24 protein-coding genes are annotated in these 26,317 nt (G+C 33.0%); 10 read left to right on the top strand and 14 right to left on the bottom strand.

Annotation, left to right across the window (positions count from 1 at the left end; translation table 11 throughout):
* Window positions 1-117: 117 nt before the first annotated feature.
* The 4 genes from BUB80_RS17930 to BUB80_RS17945 all read left to right on the top strand — a co-directional run bounded on the left by BUB80_RS17930 (window position 118) and on the right by BUB80_RS17945 (window position 5,256).
* Window positions 118-2,769 carry a 4-alpha-glucanotransferase gene (locus tag BUB80_RS17930; protein WP_073295888.1) on the top strand — a complete coding sequence of 884 codons (2,652 nt, stop codon included), beginning with the start codon at window positions 118-120 and terminating at the stop codon, window positions 2,767-2,769.
* 139 nt (window positions 2,770-2,908) lie between these two features.
* Complete coding sequence (locus BUB80_RS17935) at window positions 2,909-3,985, top strand: hypothetical protein (protein WP_073295827.1); 1,077 nt, start codon at window positions 2,909-2,911, stop codon at window positions 3,983-3,985.
* A 187-nt stretch (window positions 3,986-4,172) separates the two neighbouring features.
* Complete coding sequence (locus BUB80_RS17940; protein WP_073295830.1) at window positions 4,173-4,619, top strand: hypothetical protein; 447 nt, start codon at window positions 4,173-4,175, stop codon at window positions 4,617-4,619.
* A gap of 127 nt (window positions 4,620-4,746) precedes the next feature.
* Window positions 4,747-5,256 carry a ferritin gene (locus BUB80_RS17945; protein WP_073295833.1) on the top strand — a complete coding sequence of 170 codons (510 nt, stop codon included), beginning with the start codon at window positions 4,747-4,749 and terminating at the stop codon, window positions 5,254-5,256.
* Window positions 5,257-5,323: 67 nt separating this feature from the next.
* On the opposite strand, the gene BUB80_RS17950 is transcribed toward BUB80_RS17945, so the two are convergent.
* Window positions 5,324-8,464, bottom strand: coding sequence for a UvrD-helicase domain-containing protein (locus tag BUB80_RS17950; RefSeq protein WP_073295836.1), 3,141 nt, complete (start codon window positions 8,462-8,464; stop codon window positions 5,324-5,326).
* A gap of 183 nt (window positions 8,465-8,647) precedes the next feature.
* On the opposite strand from BUB80_RS17950, the gene BUB80_RS17955 reads away from it, so the two are divergent.
* The 4 genes from BUB80_RS17955 to BUB80_RS17970 all read left to right on the top strand — a co-directional run bounded on the left by BUB80_RS17955 (window position 8,648) and on the right by BUB80_RS17970 (window position 11,858).
* Entirely contained in the window at window positions 8,648-9,394 is a 747-nt protein-coding gene (locus BUB80_RS17955; protein ID WP_073295839.1) for a hypothetical protein, read from the top strand.
* A 6-nt stretch (window positions 9,395-9,400) separates the two neighbouring features.
* Entirely contained in the window at window positions 9,401-10,210 is an 810-nt protein-coding gene (locus BUB80_RS17960) for a peptidase associated/transthyretin-like domain-containing protein (protein ID WP_073295841.1), read from the top strand.
* Between the two features lie 19 nt (window positions 10,211-10,229).
* Window positions 10,230-11,039: a peptidase associated/transthyretin-like domain-containing protein gene (locus BUB80_RS17965; RefSeq protein ID WP_073295844.1), complete on the top strand. Its 810-nt coding sequence runs from the start codon at window positions 10,230-10,232 to the stop codon at window positions 11,037-11,039.
* Between the two features lie 84 nt (window positions 11,040-11,123).
* Window positions 11,124-11,858: an SIMPL domain-containing protein gene (locus BUB80_RS17970; protein WP_073295847.1), complete on the top strand. Its 735-nt coding sequence runs from the start codon at window positions 11,124-11,126 to the stop codon at window positions 11,856-11,858.
* 154 nt (window positions 11,859-12,012) lie between these two features.
* On the opposite strand, the gene BUB80_RS17975 is transcribed toward BUB80_RS17970, so the two are convergent.
* From BUB80_RS17975 to BUB80_RS17995, 5 genes are read right to left on the bottom strand one after another with little or no spacing between them, the layout of a single operon-like run.
* Window positions 12,013-12,525, bottom strand: coding sequence for a GNAT family N-acetyltransferase (locus BUB80_RS17975; RefSeq protein ID WP_073295850.1), 513 nt, complete (start codon window positions 12,523-12,525; stop codon window positions 12,013-12,015).
* Between the two features lie 3 nt (window positions 12,526-12,528).
* A complete protein-coding gene (locus tag BUB80_RS17980) occupies window positions 12,529-12,750 on the bottom strand; it encodes a PspC family transcriptional regulator (RefSeq protein WP_034712816.1) in 222 nt (73 codons plus the stop codon).
* Complete coding sequence (locus tag BUB80_RS17985; RefSeq protein WP_073295853.1) at window positions 12,743-14,017, bottom strand: DUF2851 family protein; 1,275 nt, start codon at window positions 14,015-14,017, stop codon at window positions 12,743-12,745. The genes BUB80_RS17980 and BUB80_RS17985 overlap by 8 nt, the downstream gene beginning before the upstream one ends.
* A gap of 27 nt (window positions 14,018-14,044) precedes the next feature.
* The gene (bshA, locus tag BUB80_RS17990) at window positions 14,045-15,193 is read right to left on the bottom strand and encodes an N-acetyl-alpha-D-glucosaminyl L-malate synthase BshA (protein WP_073295856.1); all 1,149 of its coding nucleotides are present in this window, start codon (window positions 15,191-15,193) and stop codon (window positions 14,045-14,047) included.
* A gap of 4 nt (window positions 15,194-15,197) precedes the next feature.
* Entirely contained in the window at window positions 15,198-16,937 is a 1,740-nt protein-coding gene (locus BUB80_RS17995) for a glycoside hydrolase family 3 protein (protein WP_073295858.1), read from the bottom strand.
* Window positions 16,938-17,087: 150 nt separating this feature from the next.
* On the opposite strand from BUB80_RS17995, the gene BUB80_RS18000 reads away from it, so the two are divergent.
* Window positions 17,088-17,585 (top strand): hypothetical protein, encoded by a 498-nt coding sequence (locus BUB80_RS18000; protein WP_139262767.1) that lies wholly within the window; start codon window positions 17,088-17,090, stop codon window positions 17,583-17,585.
* Between the two features lie 75 nt (window positions 17,586-17,660).
* Here the strand turns inward: BUB80_RS18000 and ribA are convergent, their stop codons facing one another.
* From ribA to BUB80_RS18040, 8 genes are all read right to left on the bottom strand, one after another.
* A complete protein-coding gene (gene ribA, locus BUB80_RS18005; RefSeq protein ID WP_073295863.1) occupies window positions 17,661-18,257 on the bottom strand; it encodes a GTP cyclohydrolase II in 597 nt (198 codons plus the stop codon).
* A 19-nt stretch (window positions 18,258-18,276) separates the two neighbouring features.
* Complete coding sequence (locus BUB80_RS18010; protein WP_073295866.1) at window positions 18,277-18,735, bottom strand: hypothetical protein; 459 nt, start codon at window positions 18,733-18,735, stop codon at window positions 18,277-18,279.
* A complete protein-coding gene (locus tag BUB80_RS18015; protein ID WP_073295869.1) occupies window positions 18,732-19,343 on the bottom strand; it encodes a DUF4254 domain-containing protein in 612 nt (203 codons plus the stop codon). The genes BUB80_RS18010 and BUB80_RS18015 overlap by 4 nt, the downstream gene beginning before the upstream one ends.
* Window positions 19,344-19,358: 15 nt before the next feature.
* Window positions 19,359-19,571 (bottom strand): Sec-independent protein translocase subunit TatA/TatB, encoded by a 213-nt coding sequence (locus BUB80_RS18020; protein WP_073295871.1) that lies wholly within the window; start codon window positions 19,569-19,571, stop codon window positions 19,359-19,361.
* Window positions 19,572-19,600: 29 nt separating this feature from the next.
* Window positions 19,601-21,160 carry a peptidoglycan DD-metalloendopeptidase family protein gene (locus BUB80_RS18025; protein WP_073295874.1) on the bottom strand — a complete coding sequence of 520 codons (1,560 nt, stop codon included), beginning with the start codon at window positions 21,158-21,160 and terminating at the stop codon, window positions 19,601-19,603.
* A complete protein-coding gene (locus tag BUB80_RS18030; protein WP_073295877.1) occupies window positions 21,157-22,002 on the bottom strand; it encodes a lipoprotein insertase outer membrane protein LolB1 in 846 nt (281 codons plus the stop codon). The genes BUB80_RS18025 and BUB80_RS18030 overlap by 4 nt, the downstream gene beginning before the upstream one ends.
* Before the next feature lie 103 nt (window positions 22,003-22,105).
* Window positions 22,106-23,122 carry a sugar phosphate nucleotidyltransferase gene (locus tag BUB80_RS18035; protein ID WP_073295880.1) on the bottom strand — a complete coding sequence of 339 codons (1,017 nt, stop codon included), beginning with the start codon at window positions 23,120-23,122 and terminating at the stop codon, window positions 22,106-22,108.
* A 154-nt stretch (window positions 23,123-23,276) separates the two neighbouring features.
* Window positions 23,277-24,704: an oligosaccharide flippase family protein gene (locus BUB80_RS18040; protein WP_073295883.1), complete on the bottom strand. Its 1,428-nt coding sequence runs from the start codon at window positions 24,702-24,704 to the stop codon at window positions 23,277-23,279.
* Window positions 24,705-24,859: 155 nt separating this feature from the next.
* On the opposite strand from BUB80_RS18040, the gene BUB80_RS18045 reads away from it, so the two are divergent.
* The gene (locus BUB80_RS18045) at window positions 24,860-26,197 is read left to right on the top strand and encodes a dihydroorotase (protein ID WP_073295885.1); all 1,338 of its coding nucleotides are present in this window, start codon (window positions 24,860-24,862) and stop codon (window positions 26,195-26,197) included.
* The last annotated feature ends 120 nt before the right edge of the window (window positions 26,198-26,317 follow it).

Consider the following 26,317-nt stretch of genomic DNA (forward strand, 5'->3'; position numbering starts at 1 on the left):
TAACATTGTTGAAAATCAAAACCTTCTCAAATATTTGAGAAGGTTTTTTAATGAATATTTGATATTCAATATGGGCGGTTTTTGGAGATTAAACAGTATTTTTATAAAAAATTCAAGATGAAATTATACTTTAATATAGGCTACAGGGCAAAAGTTGGAGAATATTTGCAGCTGGTCATCAATGAAGAAGGAGCTGTGCCTAAAACTCATAAAATGTTTTGTACTGAGAACGGTTTGTGGAAATGTGAAGTAGATTATTTTTCGAAATCCCTCTCTTATCAATATCAGTTAACAGATGAAAATGGAAAAGTTCTAAGAGAAGAATTTGTATTGCATCATCTTAGTTTTCCCCATAATTACAAGGAATTTTTAATTTTTGATGAATGGAATAACAAGAATTTTCCTGAAAACTATCTGAACAATAAAATCCTTTACAATAAGCTGAATCAGTTTGTTCCTGAGAAAATTTCAGTGTTGAAAAAACATACTCATTTATTCAGATTAGAAGCGCCTGTTTATAATCCGGATTGGACGATTGTATTGTTTGGAAGTACTGCTTCTTTGGGACGTTGGGACTATGAAAAAGCAATTCATCTAGCCCAGACTGACTTTGGAATTTGGGAAGCTTCTATTGAGATTCCCGAGAATGAATTTATTCAATTTAAATATTGTCTGTATGATAAAAATGAAGGTAAAGTAATTGATGTAGAAGCCGGAGAAAATAGATTCACCATTGCCAATCAGCAAAAAGATGTTTTACAGATTGTCTCCAATCATTATTTTAGATTTAAGTTATCCCAAATGTATCACGATGCAGGCGTCGCGGTTCCTGTATTCTCTTTAAGAAGTGAAAATGGTTTTGGGGTGGGTGAGTTTTATGATATGAAACAGCTTGCAGACTGGACCAAAGAAACGGGTCTCGGTATTATCCAGATATTACCTATTAATGATACGACTGCGAATTATATATGGACAGATTCCTATCCTTACGCTGCCGTTTCAGTATATGCATTGCACCCGCAATATATTTCATTAGAAAACCTTGATTTTAAATTACCGAAAGATGTAGTTGAAGAATATGTAGCTGATAAATTAGAATTAAATAATTTAGAGTTAGTTGATTACGAAAAAATGATTTCCGGAAAATGGAAATATGTAAAAGCGGTTTTTAATACAGAAAAAGAGAAGATTTATAAAGACAGAAACTTCAAGAAATTTATAAAAGATAATGAGAGTTGGTTGATTCCGTATGCTGCATTTTGTGTGTTAAGAGATAAATATAAAACTCCGAATTTCAATGATTGGAAGACGCATAAAAAATATATTGCAGGGAAAATTTCGCCATTCTTCTCAGCAAAAAATAAAGACTATGATGCGTCTATGCTCCATGCATGGGTGCAGTATCAGCTTCATAAACAATTGAAAGAGGCGGTAGAGTATATCCATAGTTTAGGGATTTCTTTAAAAGGAGATCTGCCGATTGGAATTTACAGATATTCCGTTGAAGCCTGGACGGAACCTGAATTATTCGGGATGGATTTCCAAGCAGGCGCACCGCCGGATCAATTTACAGAATTGGGTCAGAATTGGGAATTTCCAACGTATAATTGGGAAGCGATGAAAGCGGATAATTATCAATGGTGGAAAAATAGATTCAAAGCATTGGAGCAGTATTTTGATGCGATGAGAATAGATCATATTTTAGGATTTTTCAGAATCTGGAGAATGCCGATTTCTGCAACACAAGGAATTTTAGGATACTTTTATCCTGCGGTTCCCATTACGACAGATGAATTTAAAGCGTGGCATATTCCTTTTGATTTCAATAGATATTGCAAGCCGTTTATTAATGATCTGATTCTTTGGAAATATGTTGGAGAAAATAGTAATAAGGCTCTTGAATTCATCAATGATAATTTTAATGGGACCTATTCTTTTAAAGATGAATTTGATACGCAGAGAAAATTATCAGACTTTTTCAAGAAAAATCCAAGAGGACCAATCGAAGAGCAGTTGATTTCACTTTGTGCAAATGTGTTGTTTTTAACTGAAGAAAGAAATGGTGAAACTGTTTACCATCCAAGGTTCAATGTGTACAATACAGATTCCTACAGTTATTTGTCAGACTGGGAAAAGAAATCTATTTACGATCTGTACAACGATTATTTCTTCAAAAGACAAGATTACTTGTGGAAAGAAAAAGCAATGGAAAAACTTCCGATGATCCTTAACGCAACCAAAATGTTGATTTGTGGAGAAGATTTGGGAATGGTTCCTGACTGTGTTCCTGCTGTGATGGATGAATTGGCGATTATAGCCTTGAAAGTTCAACGTATGCCTTCTGATAACATTCCTTTCTTTAATCCTAAAAATGCAGGTTATATGAACGTAATTACGGCTTCTTCACATGATAGCTCTACATTAAGACAATGGTGGAAAGAAGATCCAGCTTTAACGCAGAAATATTTTAACCAACAATTGATGCAGTACGGCAAAGCACCTGAAGAATTAGATGCTCATTTAGCGGAGATCATTATGAAGCAACATCTTTATACGGATGCGATGTTGGCTATTTTCCCAATTCAGGAGTTTTTTGCTACAGATGAAGAGCTTATCAACCCGAAAATAGATAACGAAAGAATCAATAATCCAGCGATATTCCCCTATTATTGGCGCTATAGAATGCATTTAAAATTAGAAGATTTAAAAGAAAAGACTGATTTTAATGATAAAATTGCAAATTGGGTGAAAAGTAGTGGAAGGTTGTAAATTTAACAATTGATTATCAATTAATTAATGATATTTTAAAAGAAGTTAGGTCAAAAGATTTAACTTCTTTTTTTTATTTGTATCCAAAAGATAGAATAGAGATATTCTACTATATATTAACCAATTAACAACAATAAGAATGAAAAAAATATTTATAGGATTTGCTTTGAGTTTGGCGACTTTGTCGTTCGCTCAACAATATCCAAATGATGGATATAATAACGGAAACGGAAATAATGGTTATGGAAATAACAATTATGGAAGTAATGACGGATATTATTCTAATCAGGACGATCAAAATTATTTTCCGGACGATTATTATTATAACTATCCTCAGGATTATTATCCAACCGATTATTACCAAAGCTATTATAATGATTACAGAAACAGTATCGTGAATGTAAACTGGAATGTATTCTTTACCCAAAATAGATTGAACCGTTGGCAAATAGATCAGGTATTACGCTTGAATAGTTTGTACGGAAGTTTTGCAACTTGGAATAATTTCTACAGATACAACCCAGACAGATGGTATTATGATAGATACTATGCAATGGAAAGAATTTTAGGACCTAGAGTGTTCGTGACATTCCAAAACGATTATTATCACGGTGCGAGTCCTATCGTTTATTTCCAAAATTACAGAAGAACTTATTACACACCAAGATACAGACCAATGCCTCGTTACAGAAGTGTAAATATTAATGTTTACAGAGTAGACAGAGCAAGATTCAGAGGGAATAATAATCCTTCATTGAACATTGTAAGAACGAGCCAGAGAGAAAATAATGGTTTTAGAGGGTCTGTAAGAGATAACAACTCAGGATTCCGTAATCAGTCTAATAATAATTCAGGAAACTTCCGTGGTGCTGAAAATAATGGAACGAGAGCTAATGGAGGTTTTAGAACAAATACTGATAATAACGGAGGAACTAGAAATACAGGTGGATTCAGAGGGAATAACGATGTAAGACCAGTAAGTCCAACGCCTAGAGATAATAACGGAGGCTTTAGAGGGAACGCTGAAAATAACGGAGGAACCAGAAATAGTGGCGGATTTAGAGGAAATAGTGAAGTAAGAAGAGAAAGTTCTGCACCTAGAGAGAATGGGGGTGGTTTCAGACAACAAAGATCTGAAAGCCCTTCTCCAAGACAGGAAAATAATGGAGGAGGAAACAGAAGTGGCTCAGGAGGTTTCAGACTCACAAGCAATTAATAATTTTCATATATTATATTTAAGTGGTGTGAAGGGCAGGTTTTTATAATCTGCCCTTTTATTTTGTTAATTTATTATTTTGATATTTAAATTTAACATTTTTTATGAATATACTTATTTAACTTCTGTTTTAATTGGTTATCAAAAAGGTATATAACAATTAATTAATAATTAAATATTTAAAAAGATGAAAAAATTAATAGTAGCAATAGCATTTATTGGAATGGGAAGTTTTGCAATGGCTCAACAAACAACTCCTCAGGATAAGCAAGCGAAGAGAGCAGAAATGCAACAGAAAATGCAACAAAAACAGCAGGAGCACTTAGATGAAATGCAGAAAGATTTGAACCTGAATCAAGCACAGGTAACCCAAATCAAAGCTCTTCAAGAAAAAAGAAAAGCTGAAATGAAAGCTGAGTTTGATAAGAACAAAGGCGAAAGACAGGCTAAAATGGAGCAGATGAAAGTTAAAAGAGAGCAAATGGATGCGGATATGAAAAAAATCTTAACGCCTCAGCAATATGATAAATGGCAGGCAGACAGAAAAGCTAAAATGGCGCAGAGAAAAGCAGGAATGAAGGGAGGAAAAATGATGATGAAACCAATGAATACAGCTGCCCCGGCTGTGAATTAAGAGTTTTTCATTCTTATTTTTTAATGTGTTAAGGACGGAAGTAATTCCGTTCTTTTTGTATTAAATTTCATTAAATCTTTTGATTTCGGGGTTTTATTCCATAATTTTGACTGTAAAATTTATTATTATGGTAAGCGATAAAATTGCACAATTAATTAACGAACAAATAGCTCACGAACAATACGCATCACAATATTATCTTTCAATGTCTGCTTGGTTTTCAGCAATAGACCTTGATGGAATTGCCAATTATTTCAGAGTACAGAGCAAAGAAGAATTGATGCATGCTGATAAAATGTTTGATTATTTAAATGATGTTGGAGGACAGATCATCATTGGAGAAATTGCAAAACCACCACACGAATTTGCAAATGCAACAGACATTTTTGAAAAAGCATTGGAGCACGAGAAAAAAGTAACAAAAAGTATCTTCAACATTGTGAAAAATGCGAATGACGAAGGAGATTTTGCAACGACTTCTTTCTTACAGTGGTTCATCAATGAGCAAGTAGAAGAAGAGGCGAGTGCTTCTCAATATGTAACGAAAATTAAAATGGTTTGTGATAATCCATCAGCATTATATCTTTTTGATCAGGAGTTGTCACAGAGAGTTTTTGTTGCAGATCCAACGGCTTAAGATTTAGCTTTAATTTAAAGTTCAAGATAAAAATTTCGGCGGCACCTTTGGTGCCGCCGAAACTTTTTTATAAATAAATAAGCTGTGTTCTCAACACCTTTTTTCCGAGATGCTCCAACACATTCTTATATCTTTCTATTTGTCTGTCATTCTTCACCGTTTCTTCACCAGTTTTGAAATCCACAATAATATAGCCTTCATCGCTTTTTAAAATTCGGTCTGGTCTGTAGATTCGGCTTTGGCCTCTTTCGGAGATCATAATATCTTGTTCATTGATCACTTCCCATTTTTCATCAAAGAATTCAGAATACGTATGAACGATTTCTTGCAATGTTTCCTGAATATCATTTTTCTCTTCCAAGGTAATTTGCCCTTCCAAAAGATAACTTTCAAGAACTTTAGCAATATCTTTTTCTGTATTGATTTTTGATAATAATTCGTGAACAAAAAGACCAATTCTTACTTTCTCATTTCGAACCTGATAATTTTTCGATGGAGTAGCAATTTTTATAGAAGTACTTTTTTCATTGATATTTTTAAGATTCTCAATGTTTTTTGTTTTGAAAGAAGACGTTTTATCTTTTGAATATTTTTTCAGCATTTCGGGTTTCACTTCATACAAATCAAACTCATCACTTTCATTGACGTTTTTGGTTTGTAGAAATTCCAGAAGCTCAAGGTTATTTGAGGTTTTGTTTGCTTTTTGTAAATAGAAAAATAATTGTTCAACAGGTCGGGTAGTTGCCACATATTGCAGACAAAGCCTGTCGACAAGGTTTTTGTACGAATTTTGTGTATTGAATTTCTCGATTTCCTGATCATACACTTCAAGGTTTTTACTAAACTGATTGATGTTGACAGATTTCAACGCTTCATCGCTGCTTGTTTCAAACCAGTTGGTAAATTCGCTGTCACGATTCTTATTCATCATCGGAATAAAAACAATAGGGAATTCAAGTCCTTTAGATTTGTGAATCGTCATGATCTGAATGGCATCAATGTTTTCCGAGGCCTGAATCGTGTAAGTCGAGGCTTCTTCATCCCAATATTTTAAAAACTCTTTGGTGCTTGCGCCTGCATTTTGGGTAAAATTAAAGAGCATTTCCAAAAAGTTCAAAAGAAAATCAGTTTCTTTATTTTCAATGGAAAATTCGTTAACGTAATATTCTACAAAGTTGTATAAATTAAACCTCGGGAAATTCTCTTGTTTTAGTCGTAAAGCATATTTTAAGTGAAGGAATTGTAAAATCTCTTCATGAGTTTCAATATCCAGAATTTCTTTCATTTCCAAGGTGAAATCCGGCATAGTTATTCTTCCTAATTTATCTAGATGATACATCATCATGATGAGATTAGGTTTGTTTTTAGGATTGGTTTCCCATTTCAGAAACTCAATAACCGCTTGTAAAGTATTAGAAAGTTCTAAGGTTAATCCTTTATCAGAAATCGTCTTGATATTGGTTTCTTCCCCACGATAAGTCACTTTTAGATTTCCTAATTTTTGAGAATAACTAAAAATGTCAAAATTTCCTCTACAAAGAATCGTAATGTCAGAAAACTTGAAACCATTATTCAGACATTCCTGAATATTTGTTTCCATCCTTTCAGAAGTATCGGTGTAAAAGTCTTCATTGGTAAGATTGTCAATAAGATTCACTTTTACGCGACCTTCATGCACTGATTTTGCATTTTGTTCGGCATCTGCGCCAAATATATTTTTGTGCTCTTCTTGAAGATTTCGAGAATGATATTCGTACAATTCATTATTAAAATGAACAATATTTTTTGCGCTTCGCCAGTTGTCTTTCAAAACAAGTAATTGGGCTTGTTTTGGTGAGAACTCTTTTTTATTGATAATATCCAGCATTAATTTACTTTCCCCCCCACGGAATCGGTAAATACTTTGTTTAGGATCTCCAACCAGCGTGAATGAAGTATTATCTGTTGAAACACTGTGATCTCTTAACGGAACAAAGTTCTGCCACTGAAGCTCAGAAGTGTCCTGAAATTCATCAAAGAAATAATGTTGAAACTGTGAGCCCACTTTTTCATAAATAAAAGCGGAAGGCTCATTTTTGAGATTTTCGTTAATTAAAATATTAAATTTTGAAAGCAAAACAAGATCGTTTTCATCCTCAATTTTTTTCAATTCATCCTGAATATCTTTATTAACTTTCAAAGGAAGTAAAGCAGATAAAATTTTCTCTTTTTTCTGAGTTTCGATGTACAGAAGAATGAGTTGCATTCTGTTTTCCAGTAATTGTTCTAAGATTTCAAAAATTTCAGATTCTTTACTTTTAGATTTTGCAGAAGCTCCTTTTCTATAATTATTGAGAACAGATTCTTCCTGAGTAGTAGGAAAAGGAAATCCGGGTCTTTTCTGGTTGTAAAAATCTAGAACCTTAGTGAAAAATCCTCCGATTCCATTTTTTCCCTGAGCAAAATCCTCAATCTCAATATTTCTTGATTTAAATAATTCGATAGATTGGGTAGAGAGTTCTAACGAATGCTTTTTATTAAACGTGATATCTTTTCGGATCGTGTTTTTTATAGTTTCATAATTCGTATCATCAAAACTCTTATTGTTTTTCAGTTGCTCGTAATGAATGTCTTTTACAAACTCTTTTGCCGAGTCATAAAGGTTTTTATTAAGGTTAATTCTTTCGTTGTTTTCAAGGCTGTAATCTACATAATCCATGAAAGAATTAGAGATAGATTCATTTTCACCAATCTGATCAAGCATTTTGTCAACGGCTTCAATCAAAAAAGGTTCTGCATCAATTTCAAGATTAAAATTTTTAGCCAAGCCTAATTCATAAGAAAAACTTCTTACCAATCGCGCGTTAAAACGGTCAATAGTACCAATATTTAATGTGGAATAATTATGGAGAACATAATCTAACAATTTTTTAGAACGAACATGCAATTCATCAATTGTTATTCTTAGACCATCTTGTTCAAATGCTGTTTGAATATTTTTTAAATCTGCATTTTCAGCAAAAGTATCTGCAGCAAAATTATTCAGCCAAGATAATATCCTTTCTTTCATTTCATTGGCTGCCTTATTGGTGAAGGTTAAGGCCAATATATTTCTGATGGCATGTTGTTGATTAGGATAACGAAGACAGATCATCAAAAGTCTCTGAACCAAGGCGTAGGTTTTCCCTGAGCCCGCAGAAGCATTGATAACTGTATAAGAATTTTGCATTTTTTTGAAAGAATTGAGAGTGCAAGTTAGCTAATTTTTAAGTGAAATTTTAACAATTTGAATTCGCTATTTAACAATTTTAGAAATGGAAATTCACAAAAAAATCCTAAAACGCGTTAACTGTGGTTAAACTTGTATTTTAATTTAAAAATAGCTTTAGTTTTGCGTTATAAAAAACTATTCGTGAAATTTAAACTACTTTTTTTCTTATTTACTGTATTTTTCATTCATACTAAGGCTCAGGATTATATTTTTGGCAAAATTATATCTGAAGAAAATATAGAGATGCCGGATGTAACGGTAATCAATATTCGAACAGATGAAAGGGTATCTACAAACCATGACGGACATTTTATGATTTTCGGAAGACAAGGTGATGAACTTCGTTTTGTTAAATCGGGATATGAAAGATTCAATAAAAAAGTAAGCGCTGAAAATATCAGCTCTCCAATGAATATTACTTTGATTAGGACAGCTGCTTTAATTGCTGAAGTAGAAATCAAGAAAGGTCTCACGGGAGACATAAAAATTGATTCGAAAAGTCTGAATCCTCCAAAAAAAGTTGAGAAACTAAAAAGTGATCTGGCAGTTTATATGTCTCAAAAATCTGATCCTAGACTACTGGCTCCAAGAGCGGGAGAGTTTGTTCAGCCAAAAGGGCAAGGGTTTAGTATTGGAAAGGTTAAAAATAAATGGGATGATATTGATTTTATGGATTATCTTACAAAGGCATTGGGTGAGCAATATTTTACAGATCTTAAGATAGATAAGGCTTTGATCCAGAATTTTATTTATTATGTTTTTGCAGGTGGTTTTGAAAGAAAAAACATTTTAAAATACGGATATTGTAGTGATGCAGATTTGTATAGATTCCAACGATTTGTTCTTACAAGGATCTCGTCGTACCGAGCTCCTCAAACTAAAAAATAAACACAGATGAATACCTTTATTATTAGAAAAAGCCTTTACATTATTCCCTATTTTGCTTTTGCAGATTTATTTTCTCAGCAGAAAATTACGGGTAAAGTAGTTGATGAGGATAACCATAATCTGAATTCTGTTTTAGTGGTAAACATTTCCAATAATAAAAGTGCTCACAGTGATTCCTCCGGACAGTTTGTGATAGAAGCTCAGCAAAATGATGAGGTTCGTTTTGTGAAAGAAGGATATTATCGTTCCGATAAAAAGATCACGAATGAAAATATAAATACGCCTTTTAATGTGAAACTTGTAAGGGCTGAAACATTAATTCAGGAAGTTAAAATTACCTACAAACCTACGGGCAATCTGGAAAAAGATACTAAATATCTTGATGGATCAAGAAAAATAGCTGCTTTAAAATCGTCGATGGATGAATATATGAGGAGTCCATTAAATGAACCCTTACCAAATAACTCTATTTCAACAACTTTTAAAGGGCATGATTTTAGTGTAGGGCAGGTTGATATGGTTAAGTTAATTGGAGCTGCTGTGGGTTTAGTGCAAAAAGCGAAACAACCTAAAATAACGAAGCCTGATTATTTTGAAAATCAGAATTTTATGAACAGGCTTAAAAGAGAGGTTAATGTTAGTTTTCTTACAAAATACGGAATGACTGAGGAGCAGATTGATAGGTTTTTAGTATATGCTAACGACACCAGAAAATTAGCTAAAAACTACCGTAAAAACTTTAATATTGTAACTATTGAAAATGAATTAAAAGTTGCTTTCGCGGAATACAAGAAAACTGAAAAAATAGGAGAATAAAATAATAGTAGTACCTGAATTGAAATTAAAAAATCAATATTCATTTTTATTAGGCTGGAAAAAAGTTTTTCTGTTCCTCATATTTTTGTGTAGCTACGTTTTTTCTCAAGAAATAGTAACAGGAAAAATAACGGATGATAATGATATTAATCTTGGAGCTGTTACGGTAATTAATATGTCAACAGATCAAAAAGTATATACAAACTATTTGGGTGAATTTTCTATTGAAGCTTTTAATAATGATGAATTGAGATTTGTACGAGTAGGCTATGAAAGAATTTCCAAAAGAGTATTGATAAACGGAATAAACTCCCAATTAACGATCACGCTCATTAAAATCCCGGAGGATATAGAAGAAGTTAAAGTTGCCAAAAGATTAACGGGTGATTTGGGTGATGATTCCAGAGCTGTTGCTAAAGTGGATAAAGGAGAGATTGTTCAACAGGCGGTCGGACTTCCTCAGCCTACCGGTAAAATGAGGGAAACACCTGCAGAAGTGAAAAGTGTTTTACTTCCGATTCTTTTGGGAAATCTTAATGTACAGGGCGTTTATGATTTGGTAAGTGGAAAAGCAAGAAGGCAGAAACGGCAGTATCGATATGATGATTTGCAGGAGCATATTGTATGGGTAAGAAAAAGAGTAGATGATTATTATTTTACAAAAGCAGGAATTCCTGCTGAAAGAATTTCAGAGTTTATTGAGTTTGCATTTGTCACAAAACCACAGACTCGCACTTATGTAAAAGCTAAAAACCTATCTGGTGTGCTGTTAAGACTTGAAGAAGTAATTCCTCTTTATATTGAAAGATTAAAACAAATTAAGCACTAATGCAAATGTTAATTAAATCTTAAAATTTCGGAATAGAAATTGATATACTCTTAGAAATAAAATCAATTAAATTCACGAATTTTTATGAATAAAAATATTATTGCCATTGCAGTTGCATCTTTAGGCTTCATCATTGGTCTTGGACTTTTAGGAAGTGCCATTAAAAACAGAAATAAATCTGAAAATACCATTTCAATTACCGGTTTGGGAACGAAACAATTTACTTCGGACTTAATTACCTGGTCGGGAAGTTTCTCTAAAAATAATGCCGATCTGAAATCTGCTTATGATGAATTGGCGATGGATAGGAAGGTTATCAATGATTATCTTATTTCAAAAGGAATCAAGCAAAGTGAAATTGTATTTTCTTCGGTAGATATTCAGAAGCAGTTTAGAAATTATACAGACTCAAATGGAAACAATGTTCAGGGTGAATTTTCGGGATATAGCCTAACGCAAAAAGTTTCTATTGAAAGCAAAGAGGTCGCAAAAATAGAAAACCTTTCCAGAAATATTACAGAAATTATCAATCGTGGAATAGAATTTACTTCTTCTTCACCTTCTTATTTTTATACCAAATTAGCGACTGTAAAGCAGGAAATGATTGCTTCTGCAACCAAAGATGCTAAAGAAAGAGCCGAAAAGATTGCTGAAAATTCTGGAAGTAAATTAGGAAATCTTAAAAAAGCATCAATGGGCGTAATTCAAATTACAGCGCCTAATTCTAATGAAGATTATTCGTATGGAGGAACTTTCAATACGTCTTCTAAGGAAAAAGAAGCGAGTATTACGATTAAGTTGGAGTATGAAGTGAATTAGTTTTTACAAAATTTTTCTCCCACAGATTACACAGATTTTCACAGATGTTTATGTAATATTTTATCTTTAAAAATTATGCGCAATCATCTGTGAAAATCTGTGTAATCTGTGGGAAATAAAAAACGCTAGAATCATTTTCCAGCGTTACTATATTTTAATGATAAACAATATCATAAATTTCATCTTTAACTTCCTTCAGGTTTTCAGGAGTATAATTTGATAACAACCAAAGGTCTAGCGGTTTTTTACCTTCACCGTAACTTGGCTGTACATACATTTCATCAAGAAGTTTAAATCCATTTTTCTGATAAAAAGAGTAGCGTCTTTTTGCATCTTCATTTAAATGCTCAGGCTCGATTTCTAAAATAATTCTAGGATAATTATCAAATAAATATCCGGTAATATGTGATCCGAATTTCTGACTTCTGAATTCTTCAAGCACTTCAAAATGCTCAACAAAAACATAGTGACTTAGCTCCCAAAGGATGAGGTAACCAATTGTTTTTGAGTCATGCAAAACAGAGATTATCTTTACATTTGGGTTTGAAAAAAGGCTCGAAAATTTATCCCAATCTCTTCTCTCATCTTCAGGAAAAGTACTGGAATAAGAATTATAGATTTCTTGAACTCTATAATCGTCTGGTGATGTGATCTGTAAAAATTCCATAATCTATAAATCGAAAACGCTAGGTCTTCTTGTGATAAAAATATCTTTAATCCAAAGGGTAAATGCCAATCCTAAATAGATAAGAAAGAAAAAACCTGCTGTGGCAAAAGTAGAGTAGATGAAGAAAACTCTCAGCTTAGACACAGGGATTCCTAATTTAGCGCCCATTCTTGTAAGAACGCCAAACCATTCTCTTTCCATTTTATGGCGGATATTATCAAACATTTGAAGTTTCTTTTAAAAGTTTAAATCCAATACCGCAATTTAAGCAATTTTTTTCTTCACAGGAATTTTTATAATGATAAATCAAGCTCTGACTCTCTAAAGCATTTTTAGTTTTTAAACCAAGGTTTTCCCATTGACTAACAATGGAATTTTTTTCTGAGGAAATGCTCGTGTAAAATGCTAAAATTTCATTGGCCATTTCATCATTATGGTATTTTTGATAGGTGTATTTTAAAGGAAGGATTGCATTTAAAATAATGAGTTCAATAAAATCTTTAGTTAAAACTTTAGGTTGATCAACCGTAGAAATTTTACCGAAATTAAAATGATTATCCCAATATGTTGAAGCTTTTACATTTTTAAATATTTCAAATAATTCAGCATAGTTTTTCGTGAAAATTACTTTTGAAAATAAGCTGTGATGTTGATGGTAAAGGTTGGCTAGTTGTGACAAACGGATGGTCGGAAAATTCGGAGGTCTCAGTCTTAAAAACTTTGGACGAAATTGTAAGTCTGAAATATTAAATTTAGCTTTAATAAAATCAAATTCTCGTTTCCAAATGTGCATTTGGTCATCTTCAGGATTTTCAAGCCAGCCAGAAATACCAAAGAATAATGCTTCAAGCTGAGTTTCGTTTTGTTTGATTTTATTAATCGTTGTGAAGTTGATGCTTTCTGTAATTTGTTTAAAAATAAAAGCATTCACTTTTAAACCAAAAGAGTAGGCGATGTTATGAAAAAGAACTGCTTCAAAATTATTCTTATATAGTTCTAAACTTTTCTCTATTTCTAAAGATTTTTCCTGTAGTTTTTTAAGAATATTCTCTTCATGAAAATGGATGGGAATTTTATGCGGATCAAAAATTTCTTCACAGGGAATAAATTGATTTTCACTCACCAATTTTTCATACTTCCAAAGGAGATTTTCATCAATAAAACTTTTTAATTCCAGTGTGGGAATGTTCTTATTTTTAAGTTCATCAATCTCAATATCGTTTTGGAAAACAACGTGAAGGATTATACTTTGATAATTGGGATCTTTAGAATGATTGTGAAAGATCCAGTCGGAAGATTTTACATGTAGTTCGATGTTTCCTGCAAGAATTAAATTATTAGTTTTAATTTTTGCCATCTGAAAATCGGGTCCGGAATCGGTATTCCATTTTCCGAAATCTATTATTTCAACGGAATTTCCTTCAATATCCTTGAAGTCAAAATTTTGGAAAATCTTAAAGTTCCAAAGATATTGAAGTAGTTTTTCCGTCATGAGTGTCTTACAAATATAGCCGAAATGCTATACTTTAGACAACTCCTTTTTAAAGTTTTCTATCGTTGTTCTATACATTTCCTCATATATAGGAAGAATGTTTTTCAAATCGAATTTTATCGCCTGTTCTTTCGCGTTTATCTTCATTTGGGTTAAAAGTTCTTCATTGCTCAACAATTTGATTGTGTAGTTACTCATGGCTTCTACATTTCCAATTTCGGCTAAGAAACCTGTCTCGCCCTGAATGTTTACTTCCGGAATTCCTCCTGCATTTGAGCTGATAACCGGAGTATTTGCGGCCATTGCCTCTAATGCTGCTAAACCAAAACTTTCCTGCTCAGAGGGCAATAGAAATACGTCTGAAAGCTGAAGGATTCTGTAAAGATCGTTTACTTTTCCTAAAAGACGAATTTTCGAGATTAAATCAGGGTTTTCTTCTAAAAACTGATTGACTTTTTCCATATCGGGTCCTTCTCCAATGATGATCAGTTTAGATTTTACTTTTTTCTGAACATTTTTGAAAATCTGAAGTACTTCGTCAACACGTTTTACAGGACGTAAGTTAGAAACGTGAATGAGTATTTTTTCGTCAGGATTGGCAAATTGCGTTCTCTGACAATCACTAGGTTCATCAAATTCGGAATTATCAATAAAATTGGTAATTACCTGAATCTCTTTTTTAATCTTGAAAAACTGTAGCGTATCTCTTTTTAAGCTTTCAGAAACAGAAGTTATCGCGTCTGATTGATTAATCGAAAATTCTACTGCATGTTTGTAGCTTGGATGTTGACCAACAAGGGTAATATCCGTTCCGTGGAGCGTTGTTACCAATGGAACGTCGTTATTGTCCTCTTGCAACATTTGCTTAGCCGTAAATGCTGCGTAGGCATAAGGGATGGCATAATGAGCGTGAAGTAAATCTAGTTTATAAAGATTCACGACACGATAGATCATCGAGCTTAAGGCAATATCATAAGGCTGATATTGAAAAAGAGGGTAGGTCTGAACATTTACTCTGTGGAAGAAAATATTCGGATTGGTAATATCTAGTCTTGCAGGAAGCGCAGAACTTATGAAGTGAACCTCATAACCTTTATTGGCTAGGGACATTCCTAGTTCTGTAGCTACGATTCCACTTCCTCCGTATGTTGGATAGCAAAGTATGCCTATTTTCATTAGTTTATTGTTGTTTTGATGTTGTGAAAACTGTTGAACTCACTTTTGTATTTGATGCAGAACTTGGGTTCAAGTCTATTCCCATTCCTGCTTTTAAATTATCATTAACTGAAACAGGAAGTCTGCCCCATATTTTTGTTTTTCCGTTGAAAGCATTAGCTGTTGCTGTCATTGAATCATCATTGTTTTCATAAGATACAAGAACGGTAGAAACTTTTGAAATATCAATATCTTTCAAAGCGTAAGCACTTCCGAAAACGTTCAGAATAACATTTTGATTTTTTGTTAGATCAGCCAAGGTTTTTTTCGATGGTTCTGAAATTTTATAAGGTTTGTAAGCGGTAGAATTATCTTTATGGAAACCGACAATTACTGTTGAATTGGCGGGAATTGAATTAATTTCACTCGCTTTTTTAATAATAATATTTGAACCTAATTGATTGGCAAATGTTTGATAAGGTGCTTCTTCCAATGGAACATAATAAATTTGTTTGCCAGTAAGAGGAAGTAGTTTTTTATTGTCTTTTAATAATGTTAAAGCATTTGCATACAGGTTTTGAACTAAATTTGTATGTGAGCTGTTATTTAGATCTTGATTTACATTTTCTGGATTTTTAGGAGTGTACTTGTCTAAACCTAAATAATATTTTGTTAATAATATTTTCTTTACACTTTCTTCCACTCGTGATTGTGGAATATCTCCTTTATCAATCGCTTTTTGAATTAATTTTTTCCCCTCAGAAACACCTTGAGAAAAAAGCATAATATCATTTCCAGCATTGAAAGCCATAGCATCTAATTCTCCCGGTTTATATTTATTGGCTACAGCGCCCATATTCAGGGCGTCAGTAATAATTAAACCTTTGTAGCCTAATTTTTCTTTTAATAAACCTGTGATGATGTTTTTAGAAACAGAAGCGGGAATTCCTTTTCCAGATTCTAAGCTTGGAACATACAAATGTGCTACCATTACTCCTCCGATTCCTTTATTCATTAAGGCTTTGAATGGTGCCAATTCAATTTTATTTAATCTTTCGATACTGTGTGAAACCACCGGAAGATCAAGGTGTGAATCTGTACTTGTATCACCATGTCCCGGAAAATGTTTTATGGCTGCAAGAATATTATTATTCTGAAGTCCGTTTGAATAAGACAATGCCGAGTTAATTACGTTGTCAACCTCAGATCCAAAACTTCTGTTTCCAATAATCGGATTATTAGGATTTGTATTAACGTCAACAACTGGCGCAAAATCCCAATTGATGCCCATTCGGTGGCAGTCTTCGGCTATTTTGGCAGACATCTGCTCAATTAAATTTTTATCCTGGATAGCACCTAAAGTCATGGCCCATGGAAATTTATGAGCGGCAGCAATTCTTTGAAACAATCCCCATTCAGCATCCATCCCGATCATTAATGGGATTTTAGATTTTTGCTGGAATTCATTAACCAAATTAATTTCCTTCGCTGCATCATCCTGCATTAAGATTAAACCACCAATTTTATCATTTAAAACAATGTTTCGTACCTGATTAATGTGGTTTTCATCTTTGTTGGTATATAATGCAACAATAAAAAGCTGACCTAGTTTTTCGTCTTGAGAAAGAGATTTATAAGTTGTATCAACCCATTGATTCGCTTTGTTTATATCTGTTTGAGAAATGTTTTTAGGCTGGTATTGAGCTGCCGTTTTTGTGCTCATGCCTAAGAATATAAAGAGGGAAATATAAGCTGCTTTCTTCATTACTTTTTGAATATAAACAAAAATACAATTAAAATAAGGATGAAAACAATGTTTTTAAGTTTTTTGGTATATGTTTTGAATAAGCCATATCAATAATAATTAAACTTTTATAAAATGAAAAAATTTCTTCCAATTTTACTTTTAGCTTTTGTGAGTCTATTCACATATAGCTGTAAGGATGATAATCATGTGGATAGTGATACTGTATCTATAATGAGAGATGTTACAGGGTCATTTACAAATGCGAACAATTATGCTTTTACACAAGGTATTAATATTGCAAGTACAGATGTAGTTTTAGTATATAAGAATGTTGGTAATGCTTGGCAACTTATTCCTAAGATGGTTTACATACCAAACTCTACAGGAATGCCAAACAATAGAGAGTTTCAGTATAACTTTGTTTTCGATTCTCAAAATGTTCAAATTAGAATTGATGATCAAAACTTTAACTTATCAACTGGGTTGAATTCAACAGAGATTACTCAGTATTTGTCTAATCAAACTTTTAGAATCGTTCTCGTTCCTGCTAATGGATCAGGGCAGCATGCTAAACAGTCAGCACCTGTAGATTATAACGATTACAATGCTGTTGTACAATATTATCATTTAAATGATTCTAATGTGCCTAAAACTAAAGCAAAATAAGAATATATCTTTTCAATTTTTATAATTAAAAAAGCTCCGGAAGAATTTCTTTCGGAGCTTTTGATTGTATTGAGTTTAATTATCGTTGTCATCAAGAAGATGTCCAAAGTAATCTCTTTTTGTTTGTAAATATCCTTTGCTATTCTCATTAGCCGGAATTTGTAAAGGAATTCTTGAATTGAGGTGAATATTACTATTTTCTACATGCTTTACCTTTTCAGGATTATTGGTAAGAAGATTGATATCTTTTATATCCAGTAAATTCAATATATCAATAGCAACTCCAAAGTTTCTGTCGTCTGCAGGAAGACCTAGTTTTAGGTTGGCTTCTACAGTGTCAAATCCTTTTTCTTGTAAAGAGTAGGCTTTTAATTTATTGATGATTCCTATATTTCTTCCTTCCTGTCGAAGATAAATAATAATTCCTCCCTTTTCATGGGTGTACTTCATTGCGGCATCAAGTTGCTGCCCGCATTCACATTTTTTTGAATGGAAAACTTCTCCCGTAATACATTCTGAGTGGAAACGTACATTTACAGGCTTAGAAAAGTCTGTATTTTCGGCGATAATAGCCATATGAGGCATCCAGTCGTTCTCATTTTCGGAGAAAGCAATCATTCGGAAATTGCCGTGTTCTGTAGGAACGTTAGCTTCCGCCTGAATTTTTATCATTAATAATTCGAATTAGTTTTTAATTTCCTTTTAAAGAATCTTCAATAACGGTGATATTGGTTTTTAGTCTTACCAAATATCTGTTAAGAACTTCGTCATCATCTTTGTTGAGATGCTGTCTTAGTTTTTGAATTTTTTTATAAGATTTTTCGAAGCTTTTAATTGCTCTGTTCTTTCCTGAAAGATTATTGGCATCAATTGCATAGAGATAGTTTTGTAAGCTGTATTTCAGATTTATTACTTCCTCATTTAATCCAGAATTTTTGAACTTAGGAAAAGTTGAAATTAGATTAGAGATTTCTGATGCATTTACATTTTCTTTAATGTTGATGTCGATGCTTTTCTTTACCCCTCTATCGGAATCAGAACCTTTGGCTTCGCTATAAAAATTATTAGACAGCGGAGAAAAATTTAATTTTTCCGTTGCGCAGGATGATGTTATAATTATTAGTACTCCGAAAAAAAATAGTCGTTTCATTTTTGCCCCTTTTGATAAAGGATTGGGTTAAGACTGTCATCGTTATACATTTTCATTTGTTTGTATACCTTCATCTTAACATCACCGTTCTCAATATCAGTAAGCAACTGATTAATAGAAGTTGACAGGTCCTCTTTCTGAGTAAGTAGTACATCCAATTTTGCCTGGCAATTTAGACGATGCTCTTCAGAAGCGGATTCTCTGTTAGCTTCTAACGACATATGATAAACCTTTAATGCAAGAATTGATAGTCTGTCTACAGCCCAAGCGGGTGTTTCAGTATTGATTTTTGCATCAGATTTAGGAGTTATATTTTCAAACTTTTTAAGAAACCAACTATCTATAAATTCTACTAAATCAGTTCTTTGCTGATTAGAAGCGTCTATTGTTCTCTTTAATTGAAGAGCTTCGGTCGGATCTATATTCTCATCTCTAATTATATCTTCCAAATGCCATTGAACGGTATCAATCCAGTTCTTTGCATACAAAATTCGTTCCAAACTATCTTTTTCGAATGGATTATTAACTAGAGTGTTAACGTTATCAAGCACGTGATAATCTTCAATAGATTTATTGAAGATTGGCCATGCAATCTCTGTAAAGTTCATTTCTTCTATAGAATTTTAGTTGCTGGTAGGATTGTTGTCAGGAGAAGGTTTCTTTTCTTCAGCACCTGGTTTGTCTTCTTCTTTTACAGCATCTTTGAATTCTTTAATACCTGAACCAACGCCTCTCATTAATTCCGGGATTTTTTTACCTCCGAAAAGTAATACAAGAAGTATTGCAACGATCAAGATATGTTGCCACGATAAGGCTAATATTGTTAGTGTTTGCATTGCTAAATTTTTTACAAAGTTAATCTTTTTTAATAAGAAACCCAACCTAATGGATCAACAGGTGTAGTTCCGCTCCATACCTGGAAATCAAGAGTGTAAGAGCCGTCAAAATCCTGTCCTACTACTCCTACAGGAGTGCCTGCAGAAACTTGTTGACCTTTAGAAACGCTCACACTTCCTAAGTTGGAATAAATGGTAAAGTAGTTTCCATGTTTTACCATGACCGTTTTTGTTCCATCACTGTTGGCTAAGATTGATGATACTGATCCTGGGAATACACATTTTGCACGTGTTCCTGAAGGTACAGAAATTTTAATCCCGTTATTTTCTTCAACAATATTTTTGAAAACCGGGTGAGGTTGTCTTCCGAATCGGTGTGTAACCTGGCCTTTATCTACCGGAAAGCCTAATCTTCCTCTATTTTCTGCAAAGTTATTTCCTGCCACTGTAGAAGAAACCCCATAGTTAGTCATTGCTTTGCTTTCTGCTGCTTTTTTCTCGTCGTCTTTTTTCTTTGTAAGTGCAGCTTCTGCAGCTCTTGCAGCAATTAATTTGTTTGAAGCTTCTCTTGCTTTTGCATTGGCTTCTTCTGTTGCTTTGGTAGCTGCTACTTTTCTTGCAGCATCTTTTGCATTAGCTTCGGCTCTTGCAGCTTCTTCTGTACGTTTCTTTTCTTCTGCAGCTCTTTTAGCAGCTAATTCTGTTGCTCTTTTGGCCTCAGCTTCTGCTAATAGTCTTTCTTTTTCTAATGCTTCAGCTCTAGCTCTGTTTTCAGCTTCGATTCTTGCTTTTTCTCTTTCAGCAGCAATCTTTGCAAGACGTATTTTTTCAGCTTCAGCCTTTCTTCTTGCTTCTTCTTCAGCTTTTGCTATTCTGATTTCTTCAGCAATAATAGATCTTATCTGTCCTTCAAGCGCTTTAGACTGCGTTTGTTTTTGTTTAAGCTCAACCGTTAACTGTGATTCATTTTTCTTGAATTCTGCTACAAGCTGTTCTTTCTGAGCTCTTTCAGCATTTATTGTTGTTAAATCTTTTTGTTGATTAACTAAAAGCTGATCTTTATCTTTAATTGATTTTTGTCTCTGAACGATGGTGTTTTTTATTTTGGCTGCAGCATTTGAAATTTCAGCAGCTTTTTTATCCTGATAATCAGAATATTCTTTTAAGTACTGAACTCTTCTGATTGCTTCACCCATGTTTTTGGCAGAAAGAATGAAAGTTACCTTATTTTGTACACCTTTATTTTTGTAGGCATTCACCAAAATATCAGCATAGTTTTTCCTAAGAATTGCTAATTCTTTGTTCTGACGGTTGATTTCTAACTGACGAAGATAGATATCATCCTCAATAAATCTTTTTTCTTTTTGAGTATTAGTATATACTTTTTCTCTTAAAACTAATTTTTTATTGACGTTGGTAAGGTATGCTATAGAAAGTTTAGATTCGCTTCTGGTTTTAGCTAAATCTGAATTTATTTGTGCAATTTGTTTTTTAAGGTCGGAATTTTGTTGCTGTAATTGCTCTTTTTTTTGCCCATATTGCAATGAGAACAGCAAAATACCCATTAAAAAGCTAAATTTTTTAATCATTTAATTTCGATTTTCTTATAATTGGCTGGAACTGAATACGGAGTTTCCATCTTAGAAAAATCAAATTTCGTATTTTCTAGTAAAATCTGACTGCTTTTTGAACCTTTTATAATTATTTTAACATTTTTTGGTAGACGAATTTCGTTATATACATTCCAATTACTGTAAGATATTTCTAATTCATCAGGAGATAGAACATCTTTTAAATTTACATTCAATAAATCATAATTTTCATCATATTGCAACGTAATTTTATACTCTCTTGTTTTTTCGTCAGTAACGATTTTTTGATTGACATTGGAAGCCATTTTGTATCCCTGCGCATTTTTTGTAAGCGTAAACTGAGAATCGCTGATTTTTACAAAAGTCCTACCCATCAATATTTTCTCCAATGATTTATAATCAATGAAATTAACATTAAGTAAATTATTAAGATAATCGAAATCAGAATCAATGTATGATTTACTGGTTTTGTCCTGTCCTTTTATTCCTTCAGGAGTTGCGATACCTCGTGCAACAGTAAACAAAAATGCAGTTAAATTCATCCAAACCTTTTGATTGTTTTCGATATAAATAGTCGCATCAAGAGTCGGGATAAAGTTTCCTGTCTCTACATTTACTTTACTGCTGATTTTTATCTGATCGAATTTGGGTGGAATAAGAACATGCTCATAGAATGAAAGCTTATCTCTTACAGGCTCAGTAGCATCCTTTGGATTTCCATCGTCTTTTACTGCGACAGTGCTGTCTTGTATATTGCTGTTGTTCTTTTTAGCGACATTCCTTGTCTTACAGGATGACAAAACGAAAAGTAGTAAAATTAATGGTATCCAGTTTTTCATGTATTTATCTTTTTGATTGAGGTAATACTTTGCAATATTAACGCCAAACCACACAAAACATTTTGTGTGGTTTGAAGATATATAATTTAAATTAAATAAACTCTTATCTAGATAAAAAATCTAAAACAGAATAATCTCCTAAAGAGATCTCTCTTGAAACTCCAAAATACTGAGCAGAATTTCCAATCATAGAATTAGATAGGTTTCCATGATTGATTCTTGTATTTTCCTGAATCAATGAGTTTTCGATATTTGAATTTACAACAATTGTATTGTTCCCTAAAGACACTCCGGGACCTACTTTTGAGTTTGAAATTTTTACATTTTCACCAATAAAGCAAGGCTGAATGATCAATGAATTTTCAATAACTGCAGAAGCCGGATACGTAGACATTTCCTCTATTTCATAGGCAAGGATTTTACTGTTGGTTTCTACGGTTGCATTTTTGTTTCCGCAATCCATCCAGTCGTTTACTTTTCCTAAAGAGAATTTAGCCCCTTTTGCTCTAAGGTTTTCTAATGCTGTTGTTAATTGATATTCTCCACCGTTTTTAATATCATTATCCATGATATAATTAATCTCGCTCATTAATTTTTCAGCACTATTAAAATAATAGATACCAATAATAGCAAGGTCTGAAACGAAAGTCGTTGGCTTTTCAACAAAATCGGTAATGAAACCGTAGTTGTCTAATTTTACCACCCCAAAAGCAGAAGGATCTTCTACGCTTTTTACCCAAATTACACCATCTGAGTTTTTATCTAATATGAAATCTGCACGGAATAATGTATCTGCAAAAGCAATAACAACATCTCCCTGCATCGAAGCTTCGGCACATTTTATAGCGTGAGCTGTTCCTAGTGGATCATTCTGATAATAAATGCTTCCTTTAGCTCCTAATTTTTCGGCAATCTGAATTAATGATTTTTCAATTTCAGGACCAAAATCTCCAATGATAAAAGCTACTTCTTCAATTTCTTCTCCTGCAACTTTAGCAATATCTTCTACCAATCTTTGTACAATTGGTTTTCCTGCGATAGGAATAAGAGGTTTTGGGACAGTTAATGTATGTGGACGTAATCTGGAACCACGTCCAGCCATAGGTACTATAATTTTCATTTATATAATTCTAGTGTTTTCTAAATTTAATTTTTTTAATTTCTTGGCTAAAGGTAATAATTAAAAATATTTTTATGAGTAATATTTATCAGCTTTAGCCAGTTTGCTTAATTTTTTAAGCAGATCTGGTAATCATCAAAAGAGAGACCAAAGATTAGTTTTTTCTGATTCGGGAGAGAAGCATATCTTTTTCGCTATACAATAATATGGCTATGAAAACCAAAAACAATAAGTTACTCATCCATATATTATAATTCAGATATTTTACAATAATAAAACTGAAAACACTGAGTAATATAAGGAAAAAGGACATTTTTTTCATTCTATAAGGTATAGGATAATATTTCTGACCTAATAGATAAGATACAATCATCATGATAACATAGGCTCCGAAAGTTGCCCATGCAGAACCAATCATACTGTGGTAATAGGTTAATGCTAAAAGGTTGAAAGCAATATTTATACCTGCTCCAAGCCATGAAATAATAGTTCCGACACTGGTTCTGTCTGTTACTTTATACCAAGTGGAAAAGTTATAATATATCCCGAAGCAAAGATTGGCAAGTACAATAATTGGGATAATATCTATGGCAATCCAATAAGATTTGTTAGGAATGAAAACGCTTTTTAACCACGCAATATTCGCAATAATTCCTAATGCAACTGCACATGCAAAAAATGCAAAATATTCAGCGACTTTTGCATACGTTTTTTTAGAATCGCCTTTGTCCATTTGTTTAAAGAAGAAAGGTTCAATACCCATTCTGTAAGCGGTAACAAATAACGTCATTAAAACGGCTAACTTATAACACCCCCCATAAGCACCGGCCTCTTCATCTGAGATAAGACCTTTTTGAATTGATTTGTCGAAATTCTCATTAACCATAAAAGCTAAACCAGCCAACATCAAAGGGAATGAATATTTGATCATTCGTCTAAACAAAGAAGTGATGAATTGAAATCTTACCTTTACTATAATCGGCAGCAATAATAAAAACCCTAACGCACTTCCCGCAAGATTACTAAAGAACGGATAATCTACATTTTGGTCTAGTCCAAAGCTTCTTGAAATACTTTGTGGAATCCAAAAAAATAATGCAGCTGTAAAGACTGCCTGAAAAATAGCTTGAACAATCCTTACTACTGAATATTTGATTGGTTTATTGTGAAAACGTAACCAAGCAAAAGGTATTACCAATAAATTATCAAAAAAGGCAATTAAAGCAAACCATTTAATGTATTCAGGATTATCATGATATCCGGCATAATCTGCTAACTGCTGATTGAATAAGTAGCACAACGCGAGGAAAATAGTAGAGGTTGAAAATAAAAACCAAAACGAAGTATTAAAAGTCTTTTTCTCATTTCCTTCTTCTGCAGAAAATCTAAAATAAGCTGTTTCAAAACCAAAAGAAAGTATGATGTTCACAAACGAAATCCATGCGTAAAGCTGTGTGAAAGTAGCAAAACCTTCATTGGGAATTTTATAAATCAAAAGTGGATTAAGGATAAATAAAATTATTCTTGGTGCTATGGCTCCTACTCCGTAGATGATTGTTTGCCCTAATAGTTTCTTATACAAAGTCGAAATTTTTTTACAAATGTAAATATTTACAAATTGATTTTTTATTAGCAAGGTTAAAATTCATTCATAAACCTTAATTTTGCTTACAATGAAATAACAGCCGGATTTTAGAATCTCGTAGGGCAAAGTCTGGTATCTAAAGTAAAAAGTAAATGAAAACCTTAATCAAAAATGTAAAAATCGTTAACGAAGGCCAGATCTTTGAAGGTGATATTTTAATTGAAAATGATTTAATTTCTAAAATAGATTCTACTATCTCGGAAGAAGCAGATCAAATTATTGAGGGTGAAGGAAAATATCTTTTGCCGGGAGTTATTGATGATCAGGTGCATTTCCGTGATCCGGGGTTAACTCACAAAGGCGATATTGAAACTGAATCAAGAGCTGCCATTGCAGGAGGAATTACAAGTTTTATCGATCAGCCAAACACGGTTCCGAATGCCGTTACGCAGGAATTATTAGCTGATAAATATGAGATAGGTTCTCAGAAAGCATATGCGAATTACGGCTTCATGATGGGCGGAACCAATGATAATTTGGAAGAAGTATTGAAAACAAACCCGAGAAATGTTCCCGGAATTAAACTGTTTTTAGGTTCTTCCACAGGAAATATGTTGGTAGATAATCCTGAAACATTAGAAAATATTTTCAGTAATACAAAAATGTTAATTGCTGTTCACTGTGAAGATGAAGCGACAATCAGAGCAAATACTCAACAATATATGGATGAGTACGGTGAAGATATTCCTGTGAAATTTCATCATTTGATAAGAAGCGAAGAAGCTTGTTATAAATCTTCATCAAAAGCAATTGAATTGGCACAAAAGACAGGAGCTAGGCTTCACGTTTTCCATCTTTCAACCGCGAAAGAAATGGAACTTTTCAGAAATGATATTCCTTTAAAAGATAAAAAAATCACAGCAGAAGTTTGTGTTCATCACTTGACTTTCACAAATGAAGATTACGATACAAAAGGAGGATTGATCAAATGGAATCCAGCCGTAAAAACTCAAAAGGACAAAGATGCACTTTGGGAAGCTTTGTTGGATGATAGAATTGATGTCATAGCAACAGATCACGCGCCTCATACTTGGGAAGAAAAGCAAAATGTCTATACAAAATGTCCTTCGGGAGCACCTTTGGTTCAGCATTCTTTGGTTGTGATGTTAGAAAATTACATCAACGGAAAAATTTCATTAGAAAAAATTGTTGAAAAAATGTCTCATAATCCTGCCATTCTTTTCAGAGTTGAAAAAAGAGGTTTCGTGAAAGAAGGATATAAGGCCGATTTAGTGTTGGTTGATTTAAATGGAAACTGGACAGTTGCTAAAGAAAATATCCTTTACAAATGCGGTTGGAGCCCACTGGAAGGAACGAACTTCCATTCTAAAGTTACCCACACTTTTGTCAACGGAAATCTTGTCTATGACAACGGAAAAATTAATGATACAAAATTCGGGGAGCGTTTGCTTTTTGAAGTTCAGGAATGAAAATATCAATAGAAGCGGGCTTTAGCCCAATGTCATTAAGTTAGTGTATTTCATAAGCTATTTCGTTGATTTTTAGGAACTATTGGTTTTGCTCTTGCTCTGTATTTACCAATATTCCTT

The organism is Chryseobacterium polytrichastri (assembly GCF_900142445.1).
Lineage (GTDB): Bacteria > Bacteroidota > Bacteroidia > Flavobacteriales > Weeksellaceae > Chryseobacterium > Chryseobacterium polytrichastri.